This is a genomic window from Pseudomonas sp. No.117, assembly GCF_054558395.1.
Genome location: NZ_BAAJNP010000003.1, coordinates 170,793 through 193,474 on the forward strand (window position 1 = coordinate 170,793; position 22,682 = coordinate 193,474).

The 22,682-nt window shown below is 65.7% G+C and carries 15 protein-coding genes and 1 pseudogene; 5 read left to right on the forward strand and 11 right to left on the reverse strand.

What is annotated here, in order from left to right; genetic code table 11:
• Positions 1-6: 6 nt before the first annotated feature.
• On the reverse strand, positions 7-3,072 hold the full coding sequence (gene fdnG, locus ACYJP6_RS07570; RefSeq protein ID WP_459474810.1) for a formate dehydrogenase-N subunit alpha: 3,066 nt from the start codon (positions 3,070-3,072) through the stop codon (positions 7-9).
• Between the two features lie 265 nt (positions 3,073-3,337).
• Between fdnG and ACYJP6_RS07575 the strand changes: the two genes are divergently transcribed.
• Together ACYJP6_RS07575 and ACYJP6_RS07580 are read left to right on the forward strand one after the other, a co-directional pair.
• Positions 3,338-3,787: a GyrI-like domain-containing protein gene (locus ACYJP6_RS07575; RefSeq protein WP_058784890.1), complete on the forward strand. Its 450-nt coding sequence runs from the start codon at positions 3,338-3,340 to the stop codon at positions 3,785-3,787.
• A 293-nt stretch (positions 3,788-4,080) separates the two neighbouring features.
• Entirely contained in the window at positions 4,081-4,986 is a 906-nt protein-coding gene (locus ACYJP6_RS07580) for an NAD-dependent protein deacetylase (protein WP_459474430.1), read from the forward strand.
• Here the strand turns inward: ACYJP6_RS07580 and ACYJP6_RS07585 are convergent.
• From ACYJP6_RS07585 to ACYJP6_RS07595, 3 genes are all read right to left on the reverse strand, one after another.
• The gene (locus ACYJP6_RS07585) at positions 4,913-6,058 is read right to left on the reverse strand and encodes an acyltransferase family protein (RefSeq protein ID WP_459474431.1); all 1,146 of its coding nucleotides are present in this window, start codon (positions 6,056-6,058) and stop codon (positions 4,913-4,915) included. The two genes, ACYJP6_RS07580 and ACYJP6_RS07585, sit on opposite strands and share 74 nt — an antisense overlap.
• A gap of 308 nt (positions 6,059-6,366) precedes the next feature.
• Positions 6,367-8,799, reverse strand: coding sequence for a glucan 1,4-alpha-glucosidase (locus ACYJP6_RS07590; RefSeq protein WP_459474432.1), 2,433 nt, complete (start codon positions 8,797-8,799; stop codon positions 6,367-6,369).
• 100 nt (positions 8,800-8,899) lie between these two features.
• Complete coding sequence (locus tag ACYJP6_RS07595; protein ID WP_459474433.1) at positions 8,900-11,131, reverse strand: FUSC family protein; 2,232 nt, start codon at positions 11,129-11,131, stop codon at positions 8,900-8,902.
• Positions 11,132-11,297: 166 nt separating this feature from the next.
• Between ACYJP6_RS07595 and ACYJP6_RS07600 the strand changes: the two genes are divergently transcribed.
• The 3 genes from ACYJP6_RS07600 (at position 11,298) to ACYJP6_RS07610 (ending at position 13,832) form a co-directional block, all read left to right on the forward strand.
• Entirely contained in the window at positions 11,298-12,230 is a 933-nt protein-coding gene (locus ACYJP6_RS07600; protein ID WP_459474811.1) for a LysR family transcriptional regulator, read from the forward strand.
• Positions 12,231-12,660: 430 nt separating this feature from the next.
• Complete coding sequence (locus ACYJP6_RS07605) at positions 12,661-13,209, forward strand: DUF488 domain-containing protein (protein WP_459474434.1); 549 nt, start codon at positions 12,661-12,663, stop codon at positions 13,207-13,209.
• A gap of 8 nt (positions 13,210-13,217) precedes the next feature.
• Positions 13,218-13,832: a dual OB domain-containing protein gene (locus ACYJP6_RS07610; protein WP_459474435.1), complete on the forward strand. Its 615-nt coding sequence runs from the start codon at positions 13,218-13,220 to the stop codon at positions 13,830-13,832.
• A gap of 1,198 nt (positions 13,833-15,030) precedes the next feature.
• On the opposite strand, the gene ACYJP6_RS07615 is transcribed toward ACYJP6_RS07610, so the two are convergent.
• From ACYJP6_RS07615 to ACYJP6_RS07645, 7 genes and pseudogenes are all read right to left on the reverse strand, one after another.
• Entirely contained in the window at positions 15,031-15,564 is a 534-nt protein-coding gene (locus ACYJP6_RS07615) for a cytochrome b (RefSeq protein ID WP_459474436.1), read from the reverse strand.
• A 221-nt stretch (positions 15,565-15,785) separates the two neighbouring features.
• Entirely contained in the window at positions 15,786-17,054 is a 1,269-nt protein-coding gene (locus ACYJP6_RS07620) for an arsenic transporter (protein ID WP_459474437.1), read from the reverse strand.
• A gap of 49 nt (positions 17,055-17,103) precedes the next feature.
• On the reverse strand, positions 17,104-18,207 hold the full coding sequence (locus ACYJP6_RS07625; protein WP_459474438.1) for a metallophosphoesterase family protein: 1,104 nt from the start codon (positions 18,205-18,207) through the stop codon (positions 17,104-17,106).
• A 1-nt stretch (position 18,208) separates the two neighbouring features.
• Complete coding sequence (locus ACYJP6_RS07630) at positions 18,209-19,513, reverse strand: MFS transporter (protein ID WP_459474440.1); 1,305 nt, start codon at positions 19,511-19,513, stop codon at positions 18,209-18,211.
• 260 nt (positions 19,514-19,773) lie between these two features.
• Positions 19,774-20,727 (reverse strand): bestrophin family protein, encoded by a 954-nt coding sequence (locus ACYJP6_RS07635; RefSeq protein WP_459474441.1) that lies wholly within the window; start codon positions 20,725-20,727, stop codon positions 19,774-19,776.
• 295 nt (positions 20,728-21,022) lie between these two features.
• Entirely contained in the window at positions 21,023-21,736 is a 714-nt protein-coding gene (locus ACYJP6_RS07640; protein WP_459474812.1) for a methyl-accepting chemotaxis protein, read from the reverse strand.
• A gap of 204 nt (positions 21,737-21,940) precedes the next feature.
• A pseudogene (locus tag ACYJP6_RS07645) lies at positions 21,941-22,645 on the reverse strand (methyl-accepting chemotaxis protein); the annotation flags it as partial.
• Positions 22,646-22,682 lie beyond the last annotated feature (37 nt).

The window sequence follows — 22,682 nt, forward strand, 5'->3', positions numbered from 1 at the left end:
CCTCCCTCAGACCTTTTCCACGTTCACCAGGAACGACTTGAATTCCGGTGTCTGGGTGTTGGCGTCGCCCACGAAGGGGGTCAGGGTGTTGGTGAGGAATCCGGGGCGAGTGACGCCCTTGAAGCCCCAGTGGATGGGGATGCCGACGTGGTGCACGGTGCGCCCCTCCACCTGCAGCCCGTGCATGCGCTTGGTCACCACCGCCACCGCCTTGATGTAGCCGCGCTTGGAGCTGACCTTGACCCAGTCGCCGGCCTTGATGCCGAGCTCCGTCGCCAGGTCCTCGCCGATCTCGACGAACTTCTCCGGCTGGGCGATGGCGTTGAGCCGCGCATGGGTGGTCCAGAAGTGGAAGTGCTCCGTCAGGCGGTAGGTGGTGGCCGCATAGGGGAATTCCTCGCGGGTGCCCAGCCGCGCCCGGTCGCCGGGGAAGATCCGCGCCGCCGGGTTGTTCTTGGCGCGCGGGTTGTCCGGGTGCAGCGGATTGTGGTCCAGCGGCGACTCGAAGGGCTCGTAGTGCTCCGGGAAGGGCCCCTCGGCCAGCAGGCTGCCGCCGAAGAAATGCGCGACGCCCTCCTGGTTGAGGATGAAGGGCCCGGCCTTGGCCGAGGGTGGCGAGGTCCAGGGGAAGTCGGGGATGTCGGCCCCGGCCCAGCGTTCGCCGTTCCACCAGATCAGCCGCTTCTCCGGCGCCCAGGCCGTGCCGTCCGGCCGGGCGCCGGCGCGGTTGTAGAGGATGCGGCGGTTGAGCGGCCAGGACCAGGCCCAGCCCAGGGTCATGCCGATGTTGTAGGGATCGGCGTTGTCGCGCCGGTCCATGTTGTTGCCCTGGCGGTTGTAGGAGCCCGAGTAGATCCAGCAGCCGCAGGTGGTGCTGCCGTCGTCGGCGAGGAAGCCGAAGTCGTCGAGCAGTTCGCCGCGCTTGTGGGAAATGGTCCCGTTCGGCCCGGGCAGGTCGGCCAGGGCGCGACCGTTGTACTCCTGGGCGATGTCCTCGGGATTGGGCTCCTCCGGATTGCTGTAGGGCCAGGTGAGGTTGAGGATGGGATCGGGGAAGGCGCCGCCCTCGTCGCGATACATCCCCTGCAGACGATGGAACAGCCCGGCGAGGATGGCCACGTCCGGCCGCGACTCGCCCGGCGGCGGCGCGGCGCGCCAGTGCCACTGCAGCCAGCGCGAACTGTTGACGATGGCGCCGTTCTCCTCGGCGAAGCAGGTGGTGGGCAGGCGGAACACCTCGGTCTGGATCTGGCTCGGGTCGACGTCGTTGAGTTCGCCGTGGTTCTGCCAGAACTCGGCGGTCTCGATGGCCAGCGGATCCATCACCACCAGGTACTTGAGCTTGCTCAGCGCCTGGCTGACCTTGTTCTTGTCCGGGAAGGAGGCCAGCGGATTGAAGCCCTGGCAGAAGTAGCCAGTGATCTCGCCGTGGTGCATGCGCTCGAAGGTGTGCAGGACGTCGTAGAGCGGCTCGCTGAGCTTGGGCAGCCAGTCATAGCACCAGTCGTTGTCCTTGGTCGCCGCCTCGGAGAACCAGGCCTTCATCAGGCTGACGTGGAAGCGCTCGTAGTACTTCCAGTAGGAGACCTCGCCTTCGCGCAGCGGCTGCTTGGCCCGCCGCTTGATGTAGTCGCGGTACTCCTGCTCCTCGTGGGAGGCCAGGTAGAGATAGCCCGGCAACTGGTTTGAGAGCAGGCCCAGGTCGGTCAGCCCCTGGATGTTGGAGTGGCCGCGCAGGGCGTTGACCCCACCGCCGAGCATGCCGATGTTGCCCAGCAGCAGCTGCACCATGGAGGCGGTACGGATGATCTGGGCACCGACGGAGTGCTGGGTCCAGCCCAGGGCATAGAGGATGCTCATGGTGCGCTCGGGGCGCGCCGTCTCGGCGATCATGTCCCAGGTGGTCTGGATCTGCTCGCGCGGCATGCCGCAGACGCGCTCCACCAGCTCGATGGTGTAGCGGCTGTAGTGCGCCTTCATCAACTGGTAGACGCAGCGCGGGTGCTGCAGGGTCGGGTCTTCCTTCACCATGCCGCGCTCGTCGAACTCGTAGCTCCAGCTGGATTTCTCGTAGGCGCGGCGCTTGTCTTCGCCGAAACCGGAGAAGAGGCCGTCGTGGAAGCCGAAGTCTTCCTTCACGATGAGGGCGACGTCGGTGTAGGCCCTTACGTACTCATGCTGGATCTGGTCCGTGGTGAGCAGGAAATTGATCAAGCCGCCCAGGTAGACGATGTCGGTCCCGGTGCGGATATAGGCGTGGTAGTCCGCCACCGCCGAGGTCCGGGTGAAGCGCGGATCTATGGTGATCAGCTTGGCGTTGTTCTTTTCCTTGGCTTCCACCATCCAGCGAAAGCCCACCGGATGCGCCTCGGCCGAGTTGCCGCCCATGGACAGGATGAGATTGGCGTTGCGGATATCGACCCAGTGATTGGTCATGGCACCGCGGCCGAACGAAGGGGCAAGACCTGCCACCGTCGGTCCGTGTCACACGCGCGCCTGGTTGTCGATCGCCAGCATGCCGAGGCTGCGGATCACCTTCTGGGTAAGATACGCCGTCTCGTTGGAGCAGGCCGAGGCCGCCAGGAAGCCGGTGGTGGTCCAGTGGTTGACCAGATGGCCATCGGCGTCATGGGTGACGAAATTCTTGTCCCTGTCCTCCTTCATGTAGCGGGCGATGCGGTCCAGCGCCTCGTTCCAGCTGATGCGCTTCCACTCGTTGCTACCCGGCTCGCGGACCTCGGGATGGGAGAGGCGCGATTCGCTCTTGATGAAGTCCAGTACCCCGGCGCCCTTGGGGCAAAGGGAACCGCGACTGACCGGATGATCCGGATCGCCTTCGACGTGGTAGATGTCGCTGACGGTGTTGATGCCCCCATCTCCGCGGCTGTAGAGCAGCATGCCGCAACCCACCGAACAGTAGGTGCAGGTGTTGCGCGTCACCTTGGCGGCGGCGAGCTTGTAGTAGCGGATGGACGCCAGCGCGGGTTCCGGGGCGAAGCCGAGCAAAGCCATGCTCGAGGTGGCGACCCCCGCCGTACTGAGTTTGAGGAAGTTGCGGCGCGATACCTTGATCGACATTTTTCTGGGTAACTCCAGGCACATCACGGTAGGACTTCGTCCTGGCCGGGGCCTGGCAGTTCGAGCGAAGCGTCGCCTTTCTTCACCGAAAAACCGCGCAAAATCAGTATTTTAGCGAAGCGGTGGAAGAACTTCGCGGCGTCTGGGGCAGGCCCTGGCGGCAGCTGCGACCTTTCGTCCGACCGCTGCCCCGGCTGACCCCGGGTCGCCGCTGGAGTAAGGTGGCGGCCTTGTCATCATCTTTGAGAGAGCCCGTCCCATGTCGCTGGAAATCGTCGACCATCCCGCCCTGGAAGTGACCGGCCTGCTGTTCGAGCCCGGCCAGGGCGAAGACATCGCCGCCCTCTGGCGGCGCTTCGCCGACCGCGCGGGCGAGATCACCGGCCGCGAAGGCGACGCCGAATGGTACGGCCTGAGCTGGCGCCAGGCCGGCACCATGCACTACCTGGCTGCCGTGGCCACCGCACCGGGCGCCCCGCTGCCCACCGGCATGGTGCGCCAGGAACTGCCGGAAGGTCGCTATGCGCGTTACGTGCACCTGGGCACCGCGCCGAGCGTGGCCAAGAGCCTCGGCCGGCTGTTCGCCGAGCTGCTCCCCGCCCGCGGCCTGCAACCCCGCCCGGGCGCCTGCTTCGAGCACTACACCGAGGCCTTCACCGGGGTGGATGCCCAGGATTCGCAGATCTATATCTACGTGCCGGTCTACTAAGAAGCTGTCCACGATCTGCTGCGCGTCGGCCAAACTGCGTTGAAAATGCCCTGGAAGGCCAGCCCCGTCGGAATGCTCATTTACCACTCGTAAACTCGAGCGCGAGTCCGATCCGCTTCCTCAGGCGTTTTCGCGGGGCCGCCTAGGCCTTGTTTGTCTCTAGCTCGCGAGATCGTGAACAGCTTCTAAGAAAGCGGATGCCGCAGCGCGGACAGGACGTTCGTCAGCTGCGGCTTGCCTCGCGGCATAAGCCTTTCCAAGCTGGGGATATCGCCCGCAACCCCAGGTGCACGATGTCCCTGCCCGAGCTACAGTCCTTTATCGCCCGGCACGAGCGGATCTTTCTGCTCACCGGTGCCGGTTGCAGCACCGATTCCGGCATTCCCGACTACCGCGACCGCGACGGCGCCTGGAAGCGCCCGCAACCGGTCACCCTGCAGGCCTTCGTTGGCGACGAATTGTTGCGCCGCCGCTACTGGGCACGCAGCCTGATCGGCTGGCCGCGCTTCTGCCAGGCGCGACCCAACGCCACCCACCAGGCCCTGGCGGCGCTGGAGCGGCGCGGCCAGGTGGAGATGCTGCTGACGCAGAACGTCGACCGCCTGCACCAGGCCGCCGGTAGCGAGGCGGTGATCGACCTGCACGGGCGCCTCGACCAGATCCGCTGCCTGGGTTGCGAGCTGCGCCTGCCGCGCCAGGAATTCCAGCAGTGGCTGGGCGAGCTCAACGGCGACTGGCTGCAATTGGACGCGGCTACCGCCCCGGATGGCGATGCCGATCTGGAAGGCGTGGATTTCATGAGTTTCCGCGTGCCGGATTGCCCGCGCTGCGGCGCCCTGCTCAAGCCGGACGTGGTGTTCTTTGGCGAACACGTGCCCGGCGCGCGGGTGGAGCGCGCCTTCGCCCACCTGGGCCGCGCCGATGCGCTCTTGGTGGTGGGCTCGTCGCTGATGGTCTATTCGGGCTTTCGCTTCGCCCAGGCGGCCGCCCGCGCCGGCCTGCCCATCGCCGCCCTGGGCTATGGCCGCACCCGCGCGGACGACCTGCTGACACTCAAGGTGGAAGCCTCCTGCGCCGAGGGGCTGGCCTTTCTGCTGGAGCATCCCGGGGCGGTCGCGCCGGCTCTCAGGCGGGTACTTCCTGACGCCGCGGCGCCCGGCCCAGATGCATCAGCGGACGCTCGATCCAGCGGTAGCTGAGCATCGACAGCAGGCAGGCGAGCACCAGCACCGGCGGCAGCAGCGCCATGAAGCCGACCGTGCCCAGGACCTCGACCGAGCCCAGATTGAGCAGGGTGAAGAGGCCATAGAGCAGCAGGCCGTGGGTGAGATAGAGGCTATAGCTGATCTCGCCCAGCACCTTGAGCCCGCGACTGCGCAGCACACCGAAGAGGTCGTTGCCGGCGGCCATGGCGGCGAAGGGCAGCGCCAGCGCCAGCATCTGCTTGAGGCTGTAGTCCGGCTGGACCATGGCGTAAGCCACCAGCGCCAGCGACAGCGCCGCCACCAGGGGCGTGCGCAGCCGTGCCAGCAGCGCTGGCCGATGGGCCTTGAGGAACACCGGCAGGAAGCCCAGCAGGAACAGCAGGCCGAAGCGGGCACCCAGCACGTGATAGTGATAGCCGGCGGCGACCAGGCCACCCACCAGCAGCATCGAGATCAGCAGTGGCAGGCCGAAGCCACGGCGATTGAACAGCGCAGCGATGATCGGCAGCGCCAGGTAGAACAGTGCCTCGTAGCGCAGCGTCCAGTGGGCGCCGGCGGTCATCCAGCCGCTCTCCTCCAGGCCGTTGAGACTGAAGCCGGAAAACAGCTCCCAGCTGAACAGTTCGAGCATGAAGCGCTGACCGTCGGCGATGACGAAGTGGGTGCGGATCAGGGTGAAGAGCACCACCACCGCCACCACGCAGAGATACAGCGGCATCACCCGCAACACCCGCGATCTCAGCAGCTCGCCCCAGTCCGGCGTGCGGCGATAGACCTTTCCGAAGAACAGGTAGCCGGTGATCATGAAGAACAGCGAGACCGGCACCACGCCCAGGTTGTAGAGCAGGTCGCTGTCGGGTTCGCGCCACTGGCCCTCGGCCTTGAGGTGATAGGTCAGCACGAAATGCAGGCAGACCACGGCGGTGGCGAGGATGCCGCGCAGGGCATCCAGCGGCGAGGAACGCGCCAGGGTCTCCTGGGTGAGCAAGGGGCTGCGCCGCAGGGCGAAGGCCAGCAGCACCAGGGTGCTTAGGTAGAGCGCGATGGGGAGAGCGACGTCAGTCATATCCGTGACCTTTTCGACAGGAGCAGGCCGGCATCCGCAACCTGGCGACAGGAGCGGAGACCACAGCGAGCGAGAGAAAACGACGGCAGCCGGGCACGCTACCGCGCGGTACAGGACCGTGGGCAGAAGGACCGGAGCGGAGAGGGAAAGTGGCTAGCGGAAGGATCCGCTTGCCTCAGGAAAGCCTGAGAACGCCCATCAGACAAGTCTTGTTACAGGCGTTCCATAGCGCCAGACGTTTCGTTATAGGGACTCAACCGCCCTGGCACGCGGCCTTGCGACCGCATGCCGTTCGTCAGATTGTGTCCTCAGGGCGCCAATGCCCGCGCCACCACCGGGTAGTGATCCCACACCTGGCCGTCCGCCATGGAGCGCAGCAGCTTGACGTATTCGGCGTGGGACCAGGCCAGGGGCGTGGCGGAATCGGTGCCCTGCCCCTTGGTGTAGCCGTGGCGCCGGTTGTCGCCCACGCCGTCCCAGACCTGTTCGGGCAGCATCAGGCCGGCGTTGGCGAACAGTTCCAGGCCGCGGACATAGGTGTCGCGCAACTTGGCCAGCGCCGCCGGGTCCGGCTTGCCCTGCAGGACCAGGCGCGCCAGCTCGTAGTGGCCGCGTTCGCCGGTGAAGATCGGCCAGACCCGGCCACGCAGCCCCGAGTTGGGCACCGGCTGCTCGGTGGCCGGGAAGTTGCTGCCGGAGCTCTCGCTCTCGCCATAGCCATCGTTGCCGTAGCGCCGCCAGCCGGGGAAGTTGCCGGTCACCCCAGGATACTGGAAGCTGTACTTGACCCGCAGATTCTCCGGCAGGCCTTCGTCGTCCAGCACCGCCAGGCTCTTCTGCACCAGGGGATCGCTGGCGGGGCGCACGCCGTAGCGCACCAGTTCGAGGAAGCCGGCGTCCAGCACCTGGTCTTCCGGCAGGCCCGGACGGCTGTTGTTGTCCACCAGCTTGCCCTTGTCGTTCGGGTCGGGATTCTGGGTGATGCGCAGGTAGTAGTGGCCGGCGCCCAGGCTGCCCTGGGTGGTGGCCAGGGTCTGTTCCACCTGGCTGGAATAGCGGCGCGCGGTGTCACGATAGCGGCTGGCATTGGCCTCGTCGCCGGCATGGCGCGCCAGTTCGCTGGCCGTGGCGAGACCGGCGATCACCGCCGCGGTGGTGGACGGCGAATAGCCCCACTGCTCTTCCCAGCGTTCCTGCTGGGTCTGCGGCGGCTTGACCTGCCAAGTGTTCCAGCCCAGGTTGACCTGGCTGTCACGGGCGAGGAAATCCGCCGCGGGCCGGAGCATGTCGCGATACCAACGATCGATCTCGGCATCGCCCAGCAGGCCGCCCTGCCAGAGACGATAGCCGAGCATGATCGGCATGGCGGTCTGGTCGAGTTGCACCCCGACCCATTCGATGGTGCCGTCGACGTGGGTCTTCTGCAGGAACCAGCCGGTGGCGCCCGGGGCGCGGACCTCGTCGCCCTGCTTCTGCTGGTGGATGAAGGCGGAGCTGTCGGCCGGCTTGCGCGCGGTGTTGGCATCCACCTGCACCTGCTTGAGGTAGCTGAAGGCGACCTTGGGCGTCTGCCGATCGCCCAGCGCCAGCAGCGCCATGGCGCACTGGTAGAAGTCGCGCGGCCAGACCGCCTTGTAGCCGGTGGTGCCCTTGGCCGCCGGCACCGTTTCGCCCCAGGGGTTGGACAGCGAGGCGATCAGGGCGCCGGCGTGGGTCTTGTCCTCCTGGGCCTTGAGCACCAGGGCGCTGGCGTTGACCAGCTTGCCGCCGTCGCCGGCCTGGGCCTGCAGGCGCGGCAGCTGATCGAGGCTGGCGAGGTAGTCCTGCCAGCCGATGGCCTCGCCCTCGCCGTTGTAGTGGGCCAGCACCTTCTGATAGCCGCGGGCCAGGGTGGCATCCGCCGCCGCCTCGGCCTGGCGCGGATTGGCGCCAAAGCCCACCACCACGTCCAGGGTGGTCTCCGCGCCGGTGAGCGGCAGCTTGGCCAGCATGGCGACATTGCCGGCCTGGTCGCCGGTGCTGCTGTAGAGTTGGGTCAGCTTGCCGTTGCGGCGCAGGTCGTCGAGGCCGTCGGAGCTGCCGACGAAACCCACGGTGGGTGTCTGCAGCGGCTGGCTGGCCTTCACCACCAAGGCGTGCTGGCCTTCGCTGGCGTAGAGCACCGCGCCTTTCACCGCCGCGCGATCATGGCTGCCGCTGTTGGCCAGCGCCGGATCGACATAGAGATAGGGCTGGATGCGCGGGTCCTGGCTGCGAAAGATGACGCGCATTACCAGGGTGTCCTGGTCCGGGTCGGTGAAGACGTGCTTCTCGATCTCGTAGCGGCCCTGGCGGTCGCGATTGACGATCCGGTAGGCCAGGGAAGTCGGCCGGCCGGCGCTATCGGTGGCCAGGTATTCGATGCGGCTGTCGGTGTCGTCGCGCTCCAGGTGGGTGAAGTCGGGGCCGCGGATCACTAGTTGCATCTCGCGCAGCTGCGCCTCGTGGATGAGGCCCTGCATGGTCTCGGTGACCACGCCCTGGGCCAGGGAGAACCAGACCCGCGAGACGCGTCCGGTGCTGGCCTGGTCGCTGTAGGCGCCGTCGCGATAGGCCTCGTAGCTGGTGCCGATACCGGTCTTGCCGGAATAGGACCAGAAGGGTGCGGCGCCGGGTGCGCCGGGGGCGTCCAGGGCGAACGCCAAGGGGGTGAGGAAACAGCTAGCGGAACACAGCAGCGGACGGACGAAGCGTACGGGCATGGGCGGTCGGGCCTTGTTCTGGTTATGCCGAAAGGCGCATGGCAGAGGGTGGTTCGCCCTCCCCGTCCGTAAGCCTAGCCGGATTTTTCCAGGGCGCCGTTCAGCCCTCGTCCCGCGCGGGGTCCGGTGTCCGCGGTAGGTAGGTCGCAAGGGGCGAATCCGGTGCCAGCAGCGAGGTGCGGATGAAGTGCAGGTAGCTGGCGATGCGCCGCAGCGGCGAGCGGTCGAAGTCGCCCGGATTGGGCTCCAGGTGGCGCTGGGCCTGGTGCGCCAGCAGGATGGCCTGGTCCACCGCGCTCAGGGCGCGGGCCAGGTTGGCGGCGTTGGGCTGGCGGAACAGCCGCGCCAGCGCCCGGCCCAGGGCACGGATGGCCAGGCGCCAGGCACGCTGCTCGCGATACCAGGGCAAGGGCGGCAAGGCGGCCTGCTCCAGGCGCAGCTCGATGATGGCGTGGCCCAGTTCCAGGCTGAGGAAGGTCCAGCGTAGCAGGCGCCGCTGCACCCGCGGCTGGCCCACGGTCAGCACCTGCACCTGGTTGAGCAGATCGCGCAGGCCGCCATCGAAGCGGCTGCTCAGACCGGGCAGAGGTGCGCCTATGGCATGTACCAGCCGTTCGCGCAGGGCGTCTTCCAGGCGGCGCCAGACCCAGGGCTGGCTGGGCGGCAGCAGCACGCTGACGGCCACCGCAGCCACGCCGCAGGCCACCAGATAGGCCAGATAGGTGTTGCAGAAGACATCGGCATCGTAGCGCGGCAGATTGCCCGGCAGCGCCGCCGAGCAGAACCAGACCATCAAGCCGGTGCCGTAGCCCGCCAGCCGCGGGCGGGTGATCAGCCAGGCGCCGGCGGCGAATACCGGTGCCAGGGTCAGCAGCAACAGGGCGAAGCCGTCCACCCAGGGCAGCACCTGGAATTGCAGCAGGCCCCCGGCCAGGGCACCGACCAGGGTGCCACCGGCGAGTTGTAGGCAATAGCGGCGCGGATCTGCCGAGGTGGAGGCGAGCGCCGAGATCAGCCCCGCCGCCAGGGTGCAGGCCGCCCCGCTCGGCCAGGCGGTCTCGATCCAGAACAGGCCGACGCCGAGCACCACCAGGGCACTGCGCAGCCCGGCCATCCAGGCCACCGCGCGACTGGCCAGGGGCGTGAAGGTCTCGCGCCTCTTGGGCGCGGTGCCGGTCGGTACGTCCAACTCCAGCTGGGTGTTCAGCAGCAGGTGCAGATCCTCGGCGAAGCGATAGAGCAATTCGGCGGCGGTGTCGTAGTCGAGCCGGTCGGCCTCGGCCGCAGGCGCCGTGCGAGCCAGTTGCTGGCGACCGGCGCGGATCGCCGCCATCAAGGTTTCGCGCTCCGCGGCCAGGCGCTCGTTGAGCCGGCGCAGATCGCGCTCTTCCGGTAGCCGGCCCAGGCCTGGCGCCAGGGCGGCGGCGATCAGTTCGAGGGCGGGCGCCAAGGCCTGACGCACCGCCGGCGGCCGCTCGGCCAGGCGCTCCAGCAACTGGTAGAGGGCATGGAAGCGGGTGTTGAGCAGCATGAGCCGATTGCCCAGGGCGGCCAGGCGCCCGCTGCGGCGGCGCAGGTAGGGCTCCTCGAAGACGCTGGCGCTGCGCAGGCTCTCGAAGCCCACGGAATCGGCGGCGAAGCGGGCGCTGAGTGCGGCGAAGCGTTCGGCCTCGAGGCGGCCGAGCAGACCGTCATGGGCCATGGCCAGGAAGTCGCGCAGGCGCTGCGCCAGAGTGCGGCGCAGCACGCCGCGGGTGGTCTGCGGCAGGATGGCCACGCTCACCACGCCGGCGCAGCAGATGCCCAGGGCGATCTCCAGCAGACGCCAGATCGCCTGTAAGAAGGCGCCCTGGGGCTGGGCCACCGCCGGCAGCCCGACCAGGCAGGCGGTGTAGCCGGCGAGCAGGAAGGCATAGCTGCGAAAGTCCCGATAGCGCGCCGCGCCGCGGGTGCAATAGCCGATCCACAGCACCAGGGCGCCGAGCAGCAGGACCCGCTCCTGGGCGAACAGGGCGATGGCGACGACGGTGAAGGTCAGCCCGGCGAGACTGCCCAGGACCCGATAGAAACTCTTGGCCAGCACCTGTCCGCTCTGCGGCTGCAGGACGATGAAGACGGTGACCAGCACGGTGCTCGGTTGCGGCAGCTCCAGGCGATACGCCAGCCACAGCGCCAGGGCGGCGGCGAGCAAGGCCTTGGCGATGAAGGCCCAGGTCTGGCCGTCGGTGCGGGCCCATTCGCGGCCGGCGCGGCGCCAGGCATTCAGGCTGGGCCAGCGTTTGCGTGGAACGGAGCGGAACGGCCGCAGGGGCAACGGCGAAGCGAGGGGCATGCTGGGCAACGACGGGATCGACGGGAGGGGGGCGAGACACAGCGCCTCGGCGGCCATTCTAGGAAGCCGGGTCCACCCCGATTAAGCCGGGTGCGACAGCAAAGAGCGTTAACCAACGGGCGGGTAATGGCCCACAATGACTCTTTACCCGGCCCCGCCCTCGCCCATGGATCACCTCTTCAATCTGCGCGCCTTCGCCTGCGTGGCCCGCACCGGCAGTTTCACCGGTGCCGCCCGCCAGCTGGAACTCACCACCGCCTATGTCTCGCGAGCGGTGAGCCAGTTGGAGCAGCACCTGCAGACCCGGCTGCTGCACCGTACCACCCGTCAGTTGCGCCTGACCGAAGCCGGCGAGCGCTACCTGGTGCGCTGCGAGCGCATCCTCGCCGACCTCGACGAAGCCGACGCCGAGGCCCGTCACGCCCTGGCAGTACCCCGTGGGCGGTTGCGCATCCACACCATGACCGGACTCGGCCAGCACTACCTGATCCAAAGCCTGGCCAGCTATCGCGAGCGCTATCCCGAGGTCGATCTCGATCTGCAACTGACCAACACCTACACCGACATCCTCAAGGAAGGCTACGACCTATCGCTGATCCTGGCAGCGGGTCTCGCCGATTCGGCCTTCTGCTCGGCGCGCCTGGGCAGCACCCATAGCGTGCTCTGTGCGGCGCCCGGCTATCTCGAACGCCAGGGCCACCCGGCCACGCCGGCGGACCTCGCTGGGCACCGCTGCCTGCGCCTGGTCAACCGCGCCATGGCGCCGGATCGCTGGCTGCTGGAAGGCCCGGAAGGTAGCGCCGAGGTGGCGGTGGACCGGCCACCGTTCCAGGTCAACACCGCCGACGCCCTGGCCGAAGCCGTGGCCAGCGGCCTGGGCATAGGCGCCCTGCCGCTCTACGCGGCCGTCGCGGGCCTCGCCAGCGGGCGGTTGCAACGGGTGCTGCCCAGGCATCGTCTCTATGCGCTGGACATCCATGCGCTCTATCCGTCGCGGCCCTTTCTCGATGCCAAGATCCGCACCCTGGTGGATCACCTGCGCGAGACCCTGCCCGGCCTGCTGGAGCGTGATCGGCAGCGGGTAGAAGCTAGCGCCTAGTGCCGCTGCTCAACGCGTGCCAGATGCCGGAAAAGCGCTTGAGCTGCTTGAGCTGTAAGGAATTTAAGAGTCCCGTTCAACTTGGGTCCACGAGCTCCGAATCACTTAATTTATTGAAAGCAATCGATATTTCAGGACATGGTTGATAGATAGCCTATCTGTTGAGCTAAGCCACCTAAAACCGGGGCGCGATAGCAACGGTCAGCTTGGTCAATGGGATAAAAGAAGGATTGAAAAAAAGTATAACCTGACATCATTAGCCACTATGAAACGGCCTCCATGATCAATATGCGTATCGACGGATGTGATAGACTAGGAGAAGTGGTGTATTGAGCCCCAACGGCGGACTACCTTGAAGGCTTCTGCTACGTTTAGGACAGATCATGATTCAAGCGCAGAATTTCTTGGAAAACCACTTATGAAAGACACCATGAGTTACATCTACAGTATCGGTCATGGCAGCCGAAAAATTGAAGACTTCATACACCTTCTTAAAACCTATGAAATCAAATATGTGGTCGATGTTCGCTCTAAACCCAGATCAAGATTTCACCCCCAGTACAATCAAAAAGCATTACAAGAACTTCTGAAAGAAAGCAACATCGGCTATTTATTCCTAGGAAATCAACTAGGCGGACTACCAAACAACACCGCATGCTATGACGAAGAGGGCCGTGTTGTATACAAAAAAGTAGAAGCCATGAACTTCTATAAAGAGGGTTTAGCTAGACTGGTGTCAGCAAACGAGAAAAATATAAAAATAGCTTGTATGTGCAGTGAAATCGATCCATGTGACTGCCATAGAAGCAAGCTTATAGGCGTCTCACTTGAAAACCAAGAAATCCATATGCTTCACATCAACAGAAGCGGCGCTATTGAAACGCAGAGCGATGTAATCAAAGCTGTTATAAACGCGTCAAGTGGCAAAGATCTTTTTTCGGATGATAACTCCTTGAAATCAAGGAATTCTTATAGATAGGGAAAATCATGGCCATACGGAGTAATGTTGTCATTTTAAGTAAGACGCTTATGGCGGAAGGTGTCTGCGTTGGCGCGTGGGACGTTGCTAACGAAAGGATGCTACGTCTTCTAGACGAAAAGGCCCAAAGACTATCTCACGGAGCCCCCTATGAGATAGGTCAATGCTACACGATAAAATATGCTCTACATTACAGAATCACTCCTCCGCACACCGAAGATGCTGCTGTCTATGAGTACGATTACTTGGGCGCCCTGGATGAAGATGACTTTGATGGTCTAATTTCATCTCTTTGCGATGAGGCTATAGATTTAGAAGATCTCTTTGACGGAAAAATTGTCTGGGATGGCAGCGGCTATATGGAACCCGACAACACGACAAACTACAGTGTTCAAATTGCCACGTTGAATTGCAGCTTAAAAAAGAATGGTGACTACTTTGAAAACTCTCGCTTTGGCACTGCAAGCAAAAGAATAAGATATGTAGGCGCCCGCCCTTTAGCCGAACTTCCCAACAGGCTTTCAGCCGGTACTCGCATTAGGTTTTCCCTTGCGCGCTTCTGGGACAAAGACAAAGACGGAAAATTTCGAGCATATTTACAGCTATCAGGAATATATGAGTAAAAATCTTGCAACTCATTAAAATACTTTCAACGTCCATTTTGCAACATGCATAACGTTGAAAAACGTCTAATCTAGCTTTATCAGTCAGATCATAGCTACTGTAAATGTAGGGGTATTTTAGGGGTAGCAGCGCAAGGCAAGCAGAAAAAACCTAGGAATCTTTGATAGTTAACATGCTATTCGACTCCTGGTGCCGCACCAAGCGCTGCAAGACCTTAGGCCGACATTTCGATTGGTCTTCGTCTTTTCTGGACCGAGGCAAACACGCTTTCGACACGCTAGTGCACGAACGCATTCCCTTTGCGCGTCTTAGGTGAGTTGCTGTCCCTCCCACTCCTATCAAGAAATTCCCTGATCAGTTCAAGCGGCCGCCCCTTATTGCCTCGGCCAGCTCAACGGCGTCTATACGCCTATTGCCCTCTCACGTTTGGACACGAAGGTGTGGGTGCTGCCTTGCTCCGCGCAGGACGTCAAGGAAAGTCCGGTAGTCGTCGTTGTGAGTGGAGTTCACCATTGAGCAGTAACCTGAGGTTCACGGCACGACAGAGTCCACATCGAGATAGTCAAAAACGGAATATTTATCAGACACGATCTTCATGGAAGTAGAGCACCGAGCGCCACGTTATAGTCGCACTAGCCACCGTTGTCGCCCTGTCCGCCCACGGGGCAGACGAGCTAACCCGGGGCAAATGTGACTTCGTCACCTACCTCGTCAAAAGCGGGAACGAGCCGAAGGTGAAAGACGCGACCTGGATGGGCAGGTACAACCTCTACGTTGACGTCATTGATGACCGCACGCCGCGCGACGGCTTCGCTGACTACACCTGCTCGGTGGCCGCGGACTGAAACCTCACGCCCAATCCGGTGAAGATTGAGACATCGTCAATATCGTACGTACCGGCAAGTTCGTCGTACTCGGCAAAAGCCGCTGCCGATGAATTTACCAAAACGGGGGTAGTGTAAGCCGTGGTGCTCGGCCGCCCACACCGGCTCGCCCAAGGCTTGCCCGGCACGCTCGTATGCCAGGTGCAACGCGCTCTACCAGCTTGACGCGCTGCCTGATCGACATACCTGCATTGCGCTACAACGGCGTCTCATGCCACGCCGAAGGCGATGCTCTGTTCCCTCTTCTTTTGTAAGGACGGGCGCTACGCCACAGCAGCCTATTATCTGAGTCGTAGCAAGTAGGCTCCCGCGCCTAAAGCCGCTGCTCCGGCAGCATCCGCTCCAGCGTCCCATCCCGGCGGATCGCCACGTGCCAGACCACCGCCGCCACGTGCAGGATCACCAGGCCATAGACGGCGAACTGGCCCGCCACGTGGATGCGATTGGCGAGGATGCCGAGGGCTTCATGGCGGGGAAATCCCGGTAGCGAAAACCAGCCGAACACCGGCACCGGTTGCCCCTGGCCGGCCATCAGGTAGCCGGTCACCGGCATCACCAGCAACACGGCGTAGAGCAGGCCGTGATTGAGGCCGGCGAGCAGCCGCAGCAGGCGCCCGTCCCTGGGGTTGGCCGGCGGCGCCGGATGGCGCCAGCGCCAGGTCAGGCGGATCAGCACCAGCAGGAATACCGTGATGCCGGTGGATTCGTGCAGCAGGTACCAGAGGGTACGCACCGGACCGGGCGGAAAGTTTTCCGCCACCCAGACGAAGGGCAGCAGCAGGCACAGCAGCGCGACGGTCAGCCAGTGCAACGCCTGGGCGAAGCCGGTGTAGCGAGCGACGGCCATGGGCGACTCTCCGTGACGGATGGACCCCGATAGTGCCCCAGGCGCGGCGACAACGCCGCTGCGCCTGGAGACCATCTATCGGAGCGTGCTCAAAGGCTCGCGAGCTAGCGCCAAACAAGGCGAAAATGGCTGAGGAAGCGGAATTTACGAGTGGTAAATGAGCATTCCGAAGCCGTTTTCAACGCCGTCTGGCCGACGCGCAGCAGCCTTTGGGCAGGCTCTCAAAGATGGATGAGCGCGGCCAGGGCCAACAGCAACGCTGGGATCATCACCAGGGTGCCCAGCTTGAGGAATTGCCAGAAGCTTACCGACAGCCCCTCGCGGCGCAGCGCGGCCAACCACAGCAGGGTCGCCAGCGAACCGGTGATGGACAGGTTGGGGCCCAGGTCGATGCCGATCAGCACCGCCCCGGCGATCTTCTCGGAGACATGGGCCGCCTGTACGGCGGCGCCCGCCAGCAAGCCCGCGGGCAGGTTGTTGACCAGGTTGCTGCCGAAGGCCACCAGCAGCCCGGCGCCCCAGGCGGCGCGTTCCGGTGTCGCCTGGGCGGCGGCCTGCAGCTGGTTGGCCAGCGCCTGCAGCACCCCGGTGGTCTCCAGGGCCTCCACCAGCACGAACAGCCCGGCGACCAGGGGCAAGACGCCCCAGGAGATGTGCTTGAGCAACTCCAGGCCGCCGCCGCGCTTGCAGGCCACCACCACCAGGAAGGTGGCGAAGCCGGCGAGAAAGGTCGGCAGGCCCAGTTCCAGATCCAGCGCCGAAGCCCCCAGCAGCACCAGGATGGTCAGGATCAGACCGCAGCCGGCGATGCGTCCGGTAGTGGGCAGGGGATCCACCGCGCCGCCCTCGGCCAGGCGCTCGGCGCGCAGGACCTTGGCCTGGGTCGCCCAGAGCACGAGGAAGGTCGCGCCGATGGCGAGGATCGATGGCAGGGTGAACAGCGCCAGCCAGCGCCCCAGCTCCGGCATGTGCTCGGCGAACACCACTAGGTTGGCCGGGTTGGAGATCGGCAGCACGAAGCTCGCCGCGTTGGCGATGAAGGCGCAGGAGAACAGATAGGGCAGCGGATTCTTCACCTGGGCAGCGCGGGTGGCGTAGTAGACCGCCGGGGTCAGCACCACCGCGCAGGCGTCGTTGGAAAGGAACACCGTGACCAGGATGCCAACCCCGTAGACCAGGGCGAACAGCCGCAGCGCCGAGCCCTTGGCGGCCCCTACCGCATGGCCGGCCACCCAGTCGAACAGCCCTTCCTTGCGGGCGATCTCGGCCAGCAGCATCATGCCGATCAGGAACAGATAGACATCGGTGCCCTTGGCGACGCCGTGCCAGACGCCCTCCAGGGGCAGCAGGCCGAACATGGCCAGTAGCGCCGCGCCGGCGACGGCGAACAGCGCCTCGGGCAGGCCGAAGGGCCGGGTGACCACGCCGAGGGTAGCCAGGGCGGCGATCACCCACGTCAGCATGTGGGGGGTAGTGATGATGGATCCCATCTAAGACATGTTCCTTACAGTCGATCCGCAAGGTGGGCTCTCGCCCACCTCACCATTTGCGGCCGTTGCGATTGGGCCCCAACTGGGTACCCAGGACGCCCTTGGCCTGCCATTCGCCCAGATGGGTGCGATCCGAGCCCCAGTCGCCCGGCGCGGCAGCAGCGCGCGACTGGCTAGCCAGGTCGATCCGATCGCTATCCTCGCCGCCCCGTGCATCCCGTACCCGTACCTGCATGCAGCGGGTGCCCTCGGGCAAGGGGCGATCACCCCGATAGCGGCCCTTGCCGAGAGGCTCCAGTGGCCACCAGGGGCCGTCGTCGCACTGCCACTCGCAGCGCTCCAGCTCGGTCTCGGCCAGCACCAGGACGCGGCACTCGCTGCCCTCGGCATCGGCGATCCCGTTCAGCCGGGCATCGCCCGGCGCGGTGATCTGCACCCAGGGCCCGGCCTGCTCACATTCGCGGAAGCGCCAGCTCACCGCCGGGCCATCCAGGGTGACCAAGGCGAATCCTACACCGCCTTCTTCGATCTGGCCGGTGGATCGGCACGCGGCGTATAGCACACCGCCGTCATGGGCCAGCTCGTTGTAGTGGGTATGACCGATTTCCACCAGCCGTACCGGACCCTCGTGCAGCAGGCGCGCCACCCGCTCCGCTTCGCCATCTCCCTGCAGGTCCGCCGGATAGCTGTGCATGAAGACCACGCACTGGCGCTCCTGCCGGGTCGCTTCCTGCAGCTCTCGCTCCAGCCACTGCAGCTGCTCGGCGCCCAGGCGGAAATCCGGCCCGCCGCTGCCGGGCCCACACATGTCGAGGAACAGGCAACGCACCCCACCCACGTCCTTGGCGTAGGGCAGCCGCGGCACCTGCAGCTCCGTATAGAAGGGACCGAGATCGCCTCCCTCCATGTCGTGATCGCCGGTGATCACCGCGACCGGCAGCGGAAACTCGCTCAGCCACTGGTGCAGCAGCCGGTACTGCTCCGGCGTGCCGTTGTCGGCGTTGTCACCGGGAAGGAAGACGAAATCCAGCTCTTCCCGCGTCCGCAACCGCTGCAGGATGGCCTGCAGGTCCCGGGCGTTGTCCGCCTCGGCGGTGGTCAGGTGCAGATCGCCGATATGGACGAAGGCGAGAAAGTCACGCACGTCGCTCATCTCAACCTCCCATCACGGAGCCGGTTGGCTGGTTGGTCCCGGACACCACCTGCTCGTCGCGGGTTTCCGGCATCAGCAGCAGGTAGAGCACGAAGCCCACCCCGGCGATGGCCGCCAGGGTGGTGAAGGCCGCCGCGTAGCCGAAGCGGACGATGATGATCCCGGCGATGGTGGCGCTGATGGCGGCGCCTAGCCCTTGGGCGGTGGCGATGGCGCCCTGGCTGACATTGAAGCGGCCGCTGCCGCGGGTCAGGTCGGCGACGATCACCGGCATCAGGGCGCCATAGATCCCGGCGCCGACCCCATCGAGCAACTGCACCGCCACCAGGTAGTAAGGGCTGTCGGAGAAGGTGTAGAGCACCCCGCGGATCGCCAGCACGGCGAAGGCGAACAGGAAGATCGGCTTGCGCCCGAAGACGTCGGCCTTGCGCCCGACCAAGATGGCCACTGGCACCATCACGCACTGGGCGGCGACGATGCAGACGGCCACCAGCGAGGTGGCGCTGTCCTTGCCGACGATGTGGGTCAGCTGCTGGCCGACCGAGGTCAGCATGGCGGCATTGGCCAGGTGGAAGATGGCGGCCAGCAGCGCCAGCAGTTGCAGCTTGCGATTGGCCAGCAGCGCCTGCCAGGCCGAGACCGGCTGGGCGTCGCGGGCCCCGCCCTCGTCACCCAGGCCCTGGGCCAGGTCGTCGTCGATCTCGTCCTGGGGCACGCGGATGATGGCGACGATGGAGGCCGCGGCCAGCAAGGCCATCAGCCAGAACACCACGGTGGGCCCGAAGAAATAGGCCAGGCCGCCGGCCAACGCCGCCGAGACGGCATTGCCGGCATGGTTGAAGCCCTCGTTGCGGCCGATGTGCCGGGTGAAGGCCTTAGGACCGACGATGCCCAGGGTGATGGCCGCCAGCGCCGGAGCGAAGATGGCCGCCGCGGCATGGGCCAGCGACTGGGTGGCGGCCACCACATAGAAATTGGAGACGAAGGGCAGCAATACGCTGCAGACCGTCACCACCAGGGCCGCGACCCCGACCATCAGGCGCTTGTGGCGGGTCCGGTCGATCAGCGCGCCGGCCGGGGTCTGGGCGATCAGCCCGGCGATGCCGGCCAAGGTCATGATGAAACCGGCGGTGGCCTCGTTCCAGCCCTCGCCCGGGCCGCGTACGGCGATCAGGTAGATGGCGAGGTAGGGGCCCAAGCCGTCGCGGACGTCGGCCAGGGTGAAGTTGAGGGCATCCAGGGCATGGCGCGCGCGGTGCGAGGGTTCGGCGCGGGCCCCGGCGGCGGGGGAGCGGGTGTCGGACATGAGCGGGCATCCGTAGCGAGGTGAAGGGTCGCGGGGGCATCCCCGCGGCACCTCTCGCCCCGGCCCGCCTGGAACCGCGGGATGACCGAGGATTCCAGCAAACCACCGCTGCCAGGGGAGATTGCAAAATGTGACAGGAACGAAGCGGCGCTAGTGCCGTGGCCTGATGAAAGAAATGCCTCTAACACGGCACTTTCCGCAAATATTCACATTTCGCCGGGCTGGCCGTCACCCCTGCTTGCTGACGGCCACCCCCCGCCTCAGGCGACCTGCCGCGCCGGCGCCCCGTCGACCTCGGCATGGGCCAGGACCACCGCGCTGCCCTCCTCGCTGCGCGGGCGCAGCATCGACAGCAGGTTGGCCTCGATGGTGGCACACAGCTTGTCCATGGTGATCTGGTGCTGGCTGTCGGCGAAGGGCGCCTGCAGATCGCTGCCGATGCGCTCCAGTGCCAGCAGCATGAAACCGACCACGGTGGACACCAGCGGGGTGAACCAGCCCAGGGTCGACACCAGTCCCAGCGGCATGGCGATGCAGAACAGGAAGCTGAACAGCTGGGGGAAGCAGACGTAGGGATAGGGCAAGGGGGTGTTGGCGATGCGCTCCATGCCGCCCTGCCAGTTGGACATGTCCACCAGGGTCTCTTCCAGCCGCGCCAGGCGGATGCTGTCCAGGCGGCCCTGGCGATACTCGCTGGCGATCAGCTCGGCGGTCCCGGCGAGGATGTCGTTGGCGAAGTTGAGGCTGCCCTCGGCCAGCGCCAGCTCGTGGCGGGCGAGATAGGGCGCAGCAGCCTGGGCCGGATCCTGGCGCTTGAGCTGGGCGCGCAGGGCGTGCAGGTAGCCCATGTGCCGGCGCAGCAGCACCGCCTTGACGCGGTTCTGCCCGGCGCCCCGGTCGTCGATCAGGGTCAGCACCTGGCGGCCGAAGCTGCGCGAGCTGTTGACCATGGCGCCCCACAGTGTCCGCGCCTCCCACCAGCGGCCGTAGGCGCTGCTGTTGCGAAAGCTGATCAGTACCACCAGCGCCGAGCACAGCAGGGTCAGGGGCGTAAGCGGCAGGTCGAAGCGGTCGTCGACGAACAGCATGGCGTCCACGGTCACGGCCACGTCCCACAGCAGCAGGCCGAACAGCGACCAGCCGACATAGCTGAAACTGGTACGCAGGAACTCGATCTTCTTGCGGATCGAATGGAGCTGGATCGGACTGGACATGGGGCACTCCCGAACGGCGGCGCGGATGCTGGATTCGCGGTTGCCGGTACCTCCCGTCCCCTCGCCACGGGCTGCTCGACCCGTCGCCGCGCCTCCTCCTGAGCCTGCAACCTGTTCGAGAGACTAGTCGGCGGTCCTTAAGTCAAACTTAATCCAAGGCGACCAGCGGATCATGGCAAAGTGCCGTCGTAGAGCGCTTCGCCCTGCCCCGCAGAGGCTCTGGCCGGGGGCCTGGCGAGCGCTCGACCGCTGATCGGCGTACCTGCTGGCCTTCATCCCCGAAGGCACTCCGGACTCAGTCCCGCAGGCGGGCGGCGAGGCTGGAAAGGTCCTGGGAAACGCCCTGCAGTCGCTCGCTGGCGCTCTGGGTCCGCTGCAGGTCCTCTTCGTTGTGGCGAGCCACGGTGACGATCTCCGCCAGGTTGCGGGCGATGTCCTCGGCCACCGAGGTCTGCTCCTCGGCCGCGGTGGCGATCTGCCGGTTCATGTCGCGGATGGCCTCCACCGCCGTGGTGATGCTGCGCAGGCGCTCGCCGGAAGCCACCACCTGGTCGCGGCCGGCGGTGCTTTCGGCGGCGCCCGCGCGCACCGCTTCGGCGGCTTCGTGGGCCGCGCCCTGTAGCGTGGCGATCAGTTGATGGATCTCGCTGATGGAACTGGCGGTACGCACCGCCAGGCTGCGCACCTCGTCGGCCACCACGGCGAAGCCACGCCCGGCGTCCCCGGCCCGGGCCGCCTCGATGGCGGCGTTGAGCGCCAGCAGGTTGGTCTGGTCGGCGATGCCGCGGATCACCTCCAGCACGCTGCCGATACGGTCGCTGTCGCTTTCCAGGCGGGCGATGACGGCGGCGGTGCGGGAGATCTCCCGGTGCATCCGTTCGATGGTGGCGATGGTCCGGGTCATGCTCGCCTCGCCTTCCTGGGCGGCACGATCCGCCTCGTTGGCGGCCGTGGCGGCGCTGCCGGAATGCCGGGCCACCTCTTCCGCCGTGGCACTCATCTCGTGCATGGCGGTGGCCACCTGATCGGTACGGGAGAACTGGTCGCGGATGCCCTCGCCACTGCGCTGGGCGATGGCGCCCAGCGCCTGGGTAGTGGCGTCCAGTGCCCCGGCGCCCTGGCGCAGCTGCCCGGCCAGGTCGCTGAAGAAATCCCGCAGGCGGTTGGCGGCGCGAGACAACCGCCCCACTTCGTCGCGACGGGTCTCGGCCAGCGGCTGCCCGAAGCGCCCCTCGCTGAGGCGAACCAGCTGCTCGGTGACCTGGGCCAGCGGTCCGACGATGCGCCGGTTGACCAGCCAGGCGCTGAGCAAGGCGATCAGCACGGCGAAGGCCAGCATGGCGCAGACCGCCAGCAGGACGGTCCGGCGTGCCTCGGCGGCCAGGCGCTGGGCCTGGTCGCTGGCGCGCTGGTGCAGGACGGTGACCAGGCCGGACAGCTGCTCGCTGGTGGCCCGGTCGATGCCCTTGACTGCGGTATCGCCCTGGGCAGCAACGAAGTTGGCCGCCACATAGGCCGCCAGTCCGCGGCGATAGGCCTCGCCCAGGTCACGGTGACTCTGGGCCAGCTGCTGCAGGCGCTGGCGCAGCTCGGGGTCATCGGCGCTGCGCTGCAGTTGCGCCAGCAGGTCCTGGACGCGGGCTTCCTCATCCTGGAATTGCTTCCAGTAGCGCTCGCGCTGGTCGGCAGCGCCGCCTCGCAGCAGCACGTTCTTCCATTCCTGCACCTGGGACTTGAAGGCCAGGTTGGTGGCGTCCACCAGGCGCGCCTCTTCCAGGGGGCCTTGGAGCAACCCTTGATAGCCGTCCAGTTGCCGGGACAGCAGGCCGAAACCGGCCAGGGCGAGCACCAGCAACAACACCAGGCCACCGCCGATGAGCAGCAGCAATTGGGCACGCAAGGAACGAGAGAGATTCATGAAGGAGACCGAGAGGATCGAGCGGGAGGCCACTTCA

Coding starts and splice junctions, on each gene's coding strand:
- ACYJP6_RS07575 (WP_058784890.1), top strand. CDS start 3,338: ATGTCGCTGGAAATCGTCGACCATCCCGCCCTGGAAGTGACCGGCCTG.
- ACYJP6_RS07580 (WP_459474430.1), top strand. CDS start 4,081: ATGTCCCTGCCCGAGCTACAGTCCTTTATCGCCCGGCACGAGCGGATC.
- ACYJP6_RS07585 (WP_459474431.1), bottom strand. CDS start 6,058: ATGACTGACGTCGCTCTCCCCATCGCGCTCTACCTAAGCACCCTGGTG.
- ACYJP6_RS07590 (WP_459474432.1), bottom strand. CDS start 8,799: ATGCCCGTACGCTTCGTCCGTCCGCTGCTGTGTTCCGCTAGCTGTTTC.
- ACYJP6_RS07595 (WP_459474433.1), bottom strand. CDS start 11,131: ATGCCCCTCGCTTCGCCGTTGCCCCTGCGGCCGTTCCGCTCCGTTCCA.
- ACYJP6_RS07600 (WP_459474811.1), top strand. CDS start 11,298: ATGGATCACCTCTTCAATCTGCGCGCCTTCGCCTGCGTGGCCCGCACC.
- ACYJP6_RS07605 (WP_459474434.1), top strand. CDS start 12,661: ATGAGTTACATCTACAGTATCGGTCATGGCAGCCGAAAAATTGAAGAC.
- ACYJP6_RS07610 (WP_459474435.1), top strand. CDS start 13,218: ATGGCCATACGGAGTAATGTTGTCATTTTAAGTAAGACGCTTATGGCG.
- ACYJP6_RS07615 (WP_459474436.1), bottom strand. CDS start 15,564: ATGGCCGTCGCTCGCTACACCGGCTTCGCCCAGGCGTTGCACTGGCTG.
- ACYJP6_RS07620 (WP_459474437.1), bottom strand. CDS start 17,054: ATGGGATCCATCATCACTACCCCCCACATGCTGACGTGGGTGATCGCC.
- ACYJP6_RS07625 (WP_459474438.1), bottom strand. CDS start 18,207: ATGAGCGACGTGCGTGACTTTCTCGCCTTCGTCCATATCGGCGATCTG.
- ACYJP6_RS07630 (WP_459474440.1), bottom strand. CDS start 19,513: ATGTCCGACACCCGCTCCCCCGCCGCCGGGGCCCGCGCCGAACCCTCG.
- ACYJP6_RS07635 (WP_459474441.1), bottom strand. CDS start 20,727: ATGTCCAGTCCGATCCAGCTCCATTCGATCCGCAAGAAGATCGAGTTC.
- ACYJP6_RS07640 (WP_459474812.1), bottom strand. CDS start 21,736: ATGCACGAGATGAGTGCCACGGCGGAAGAGGTGGCCCGGCATTCCGGC.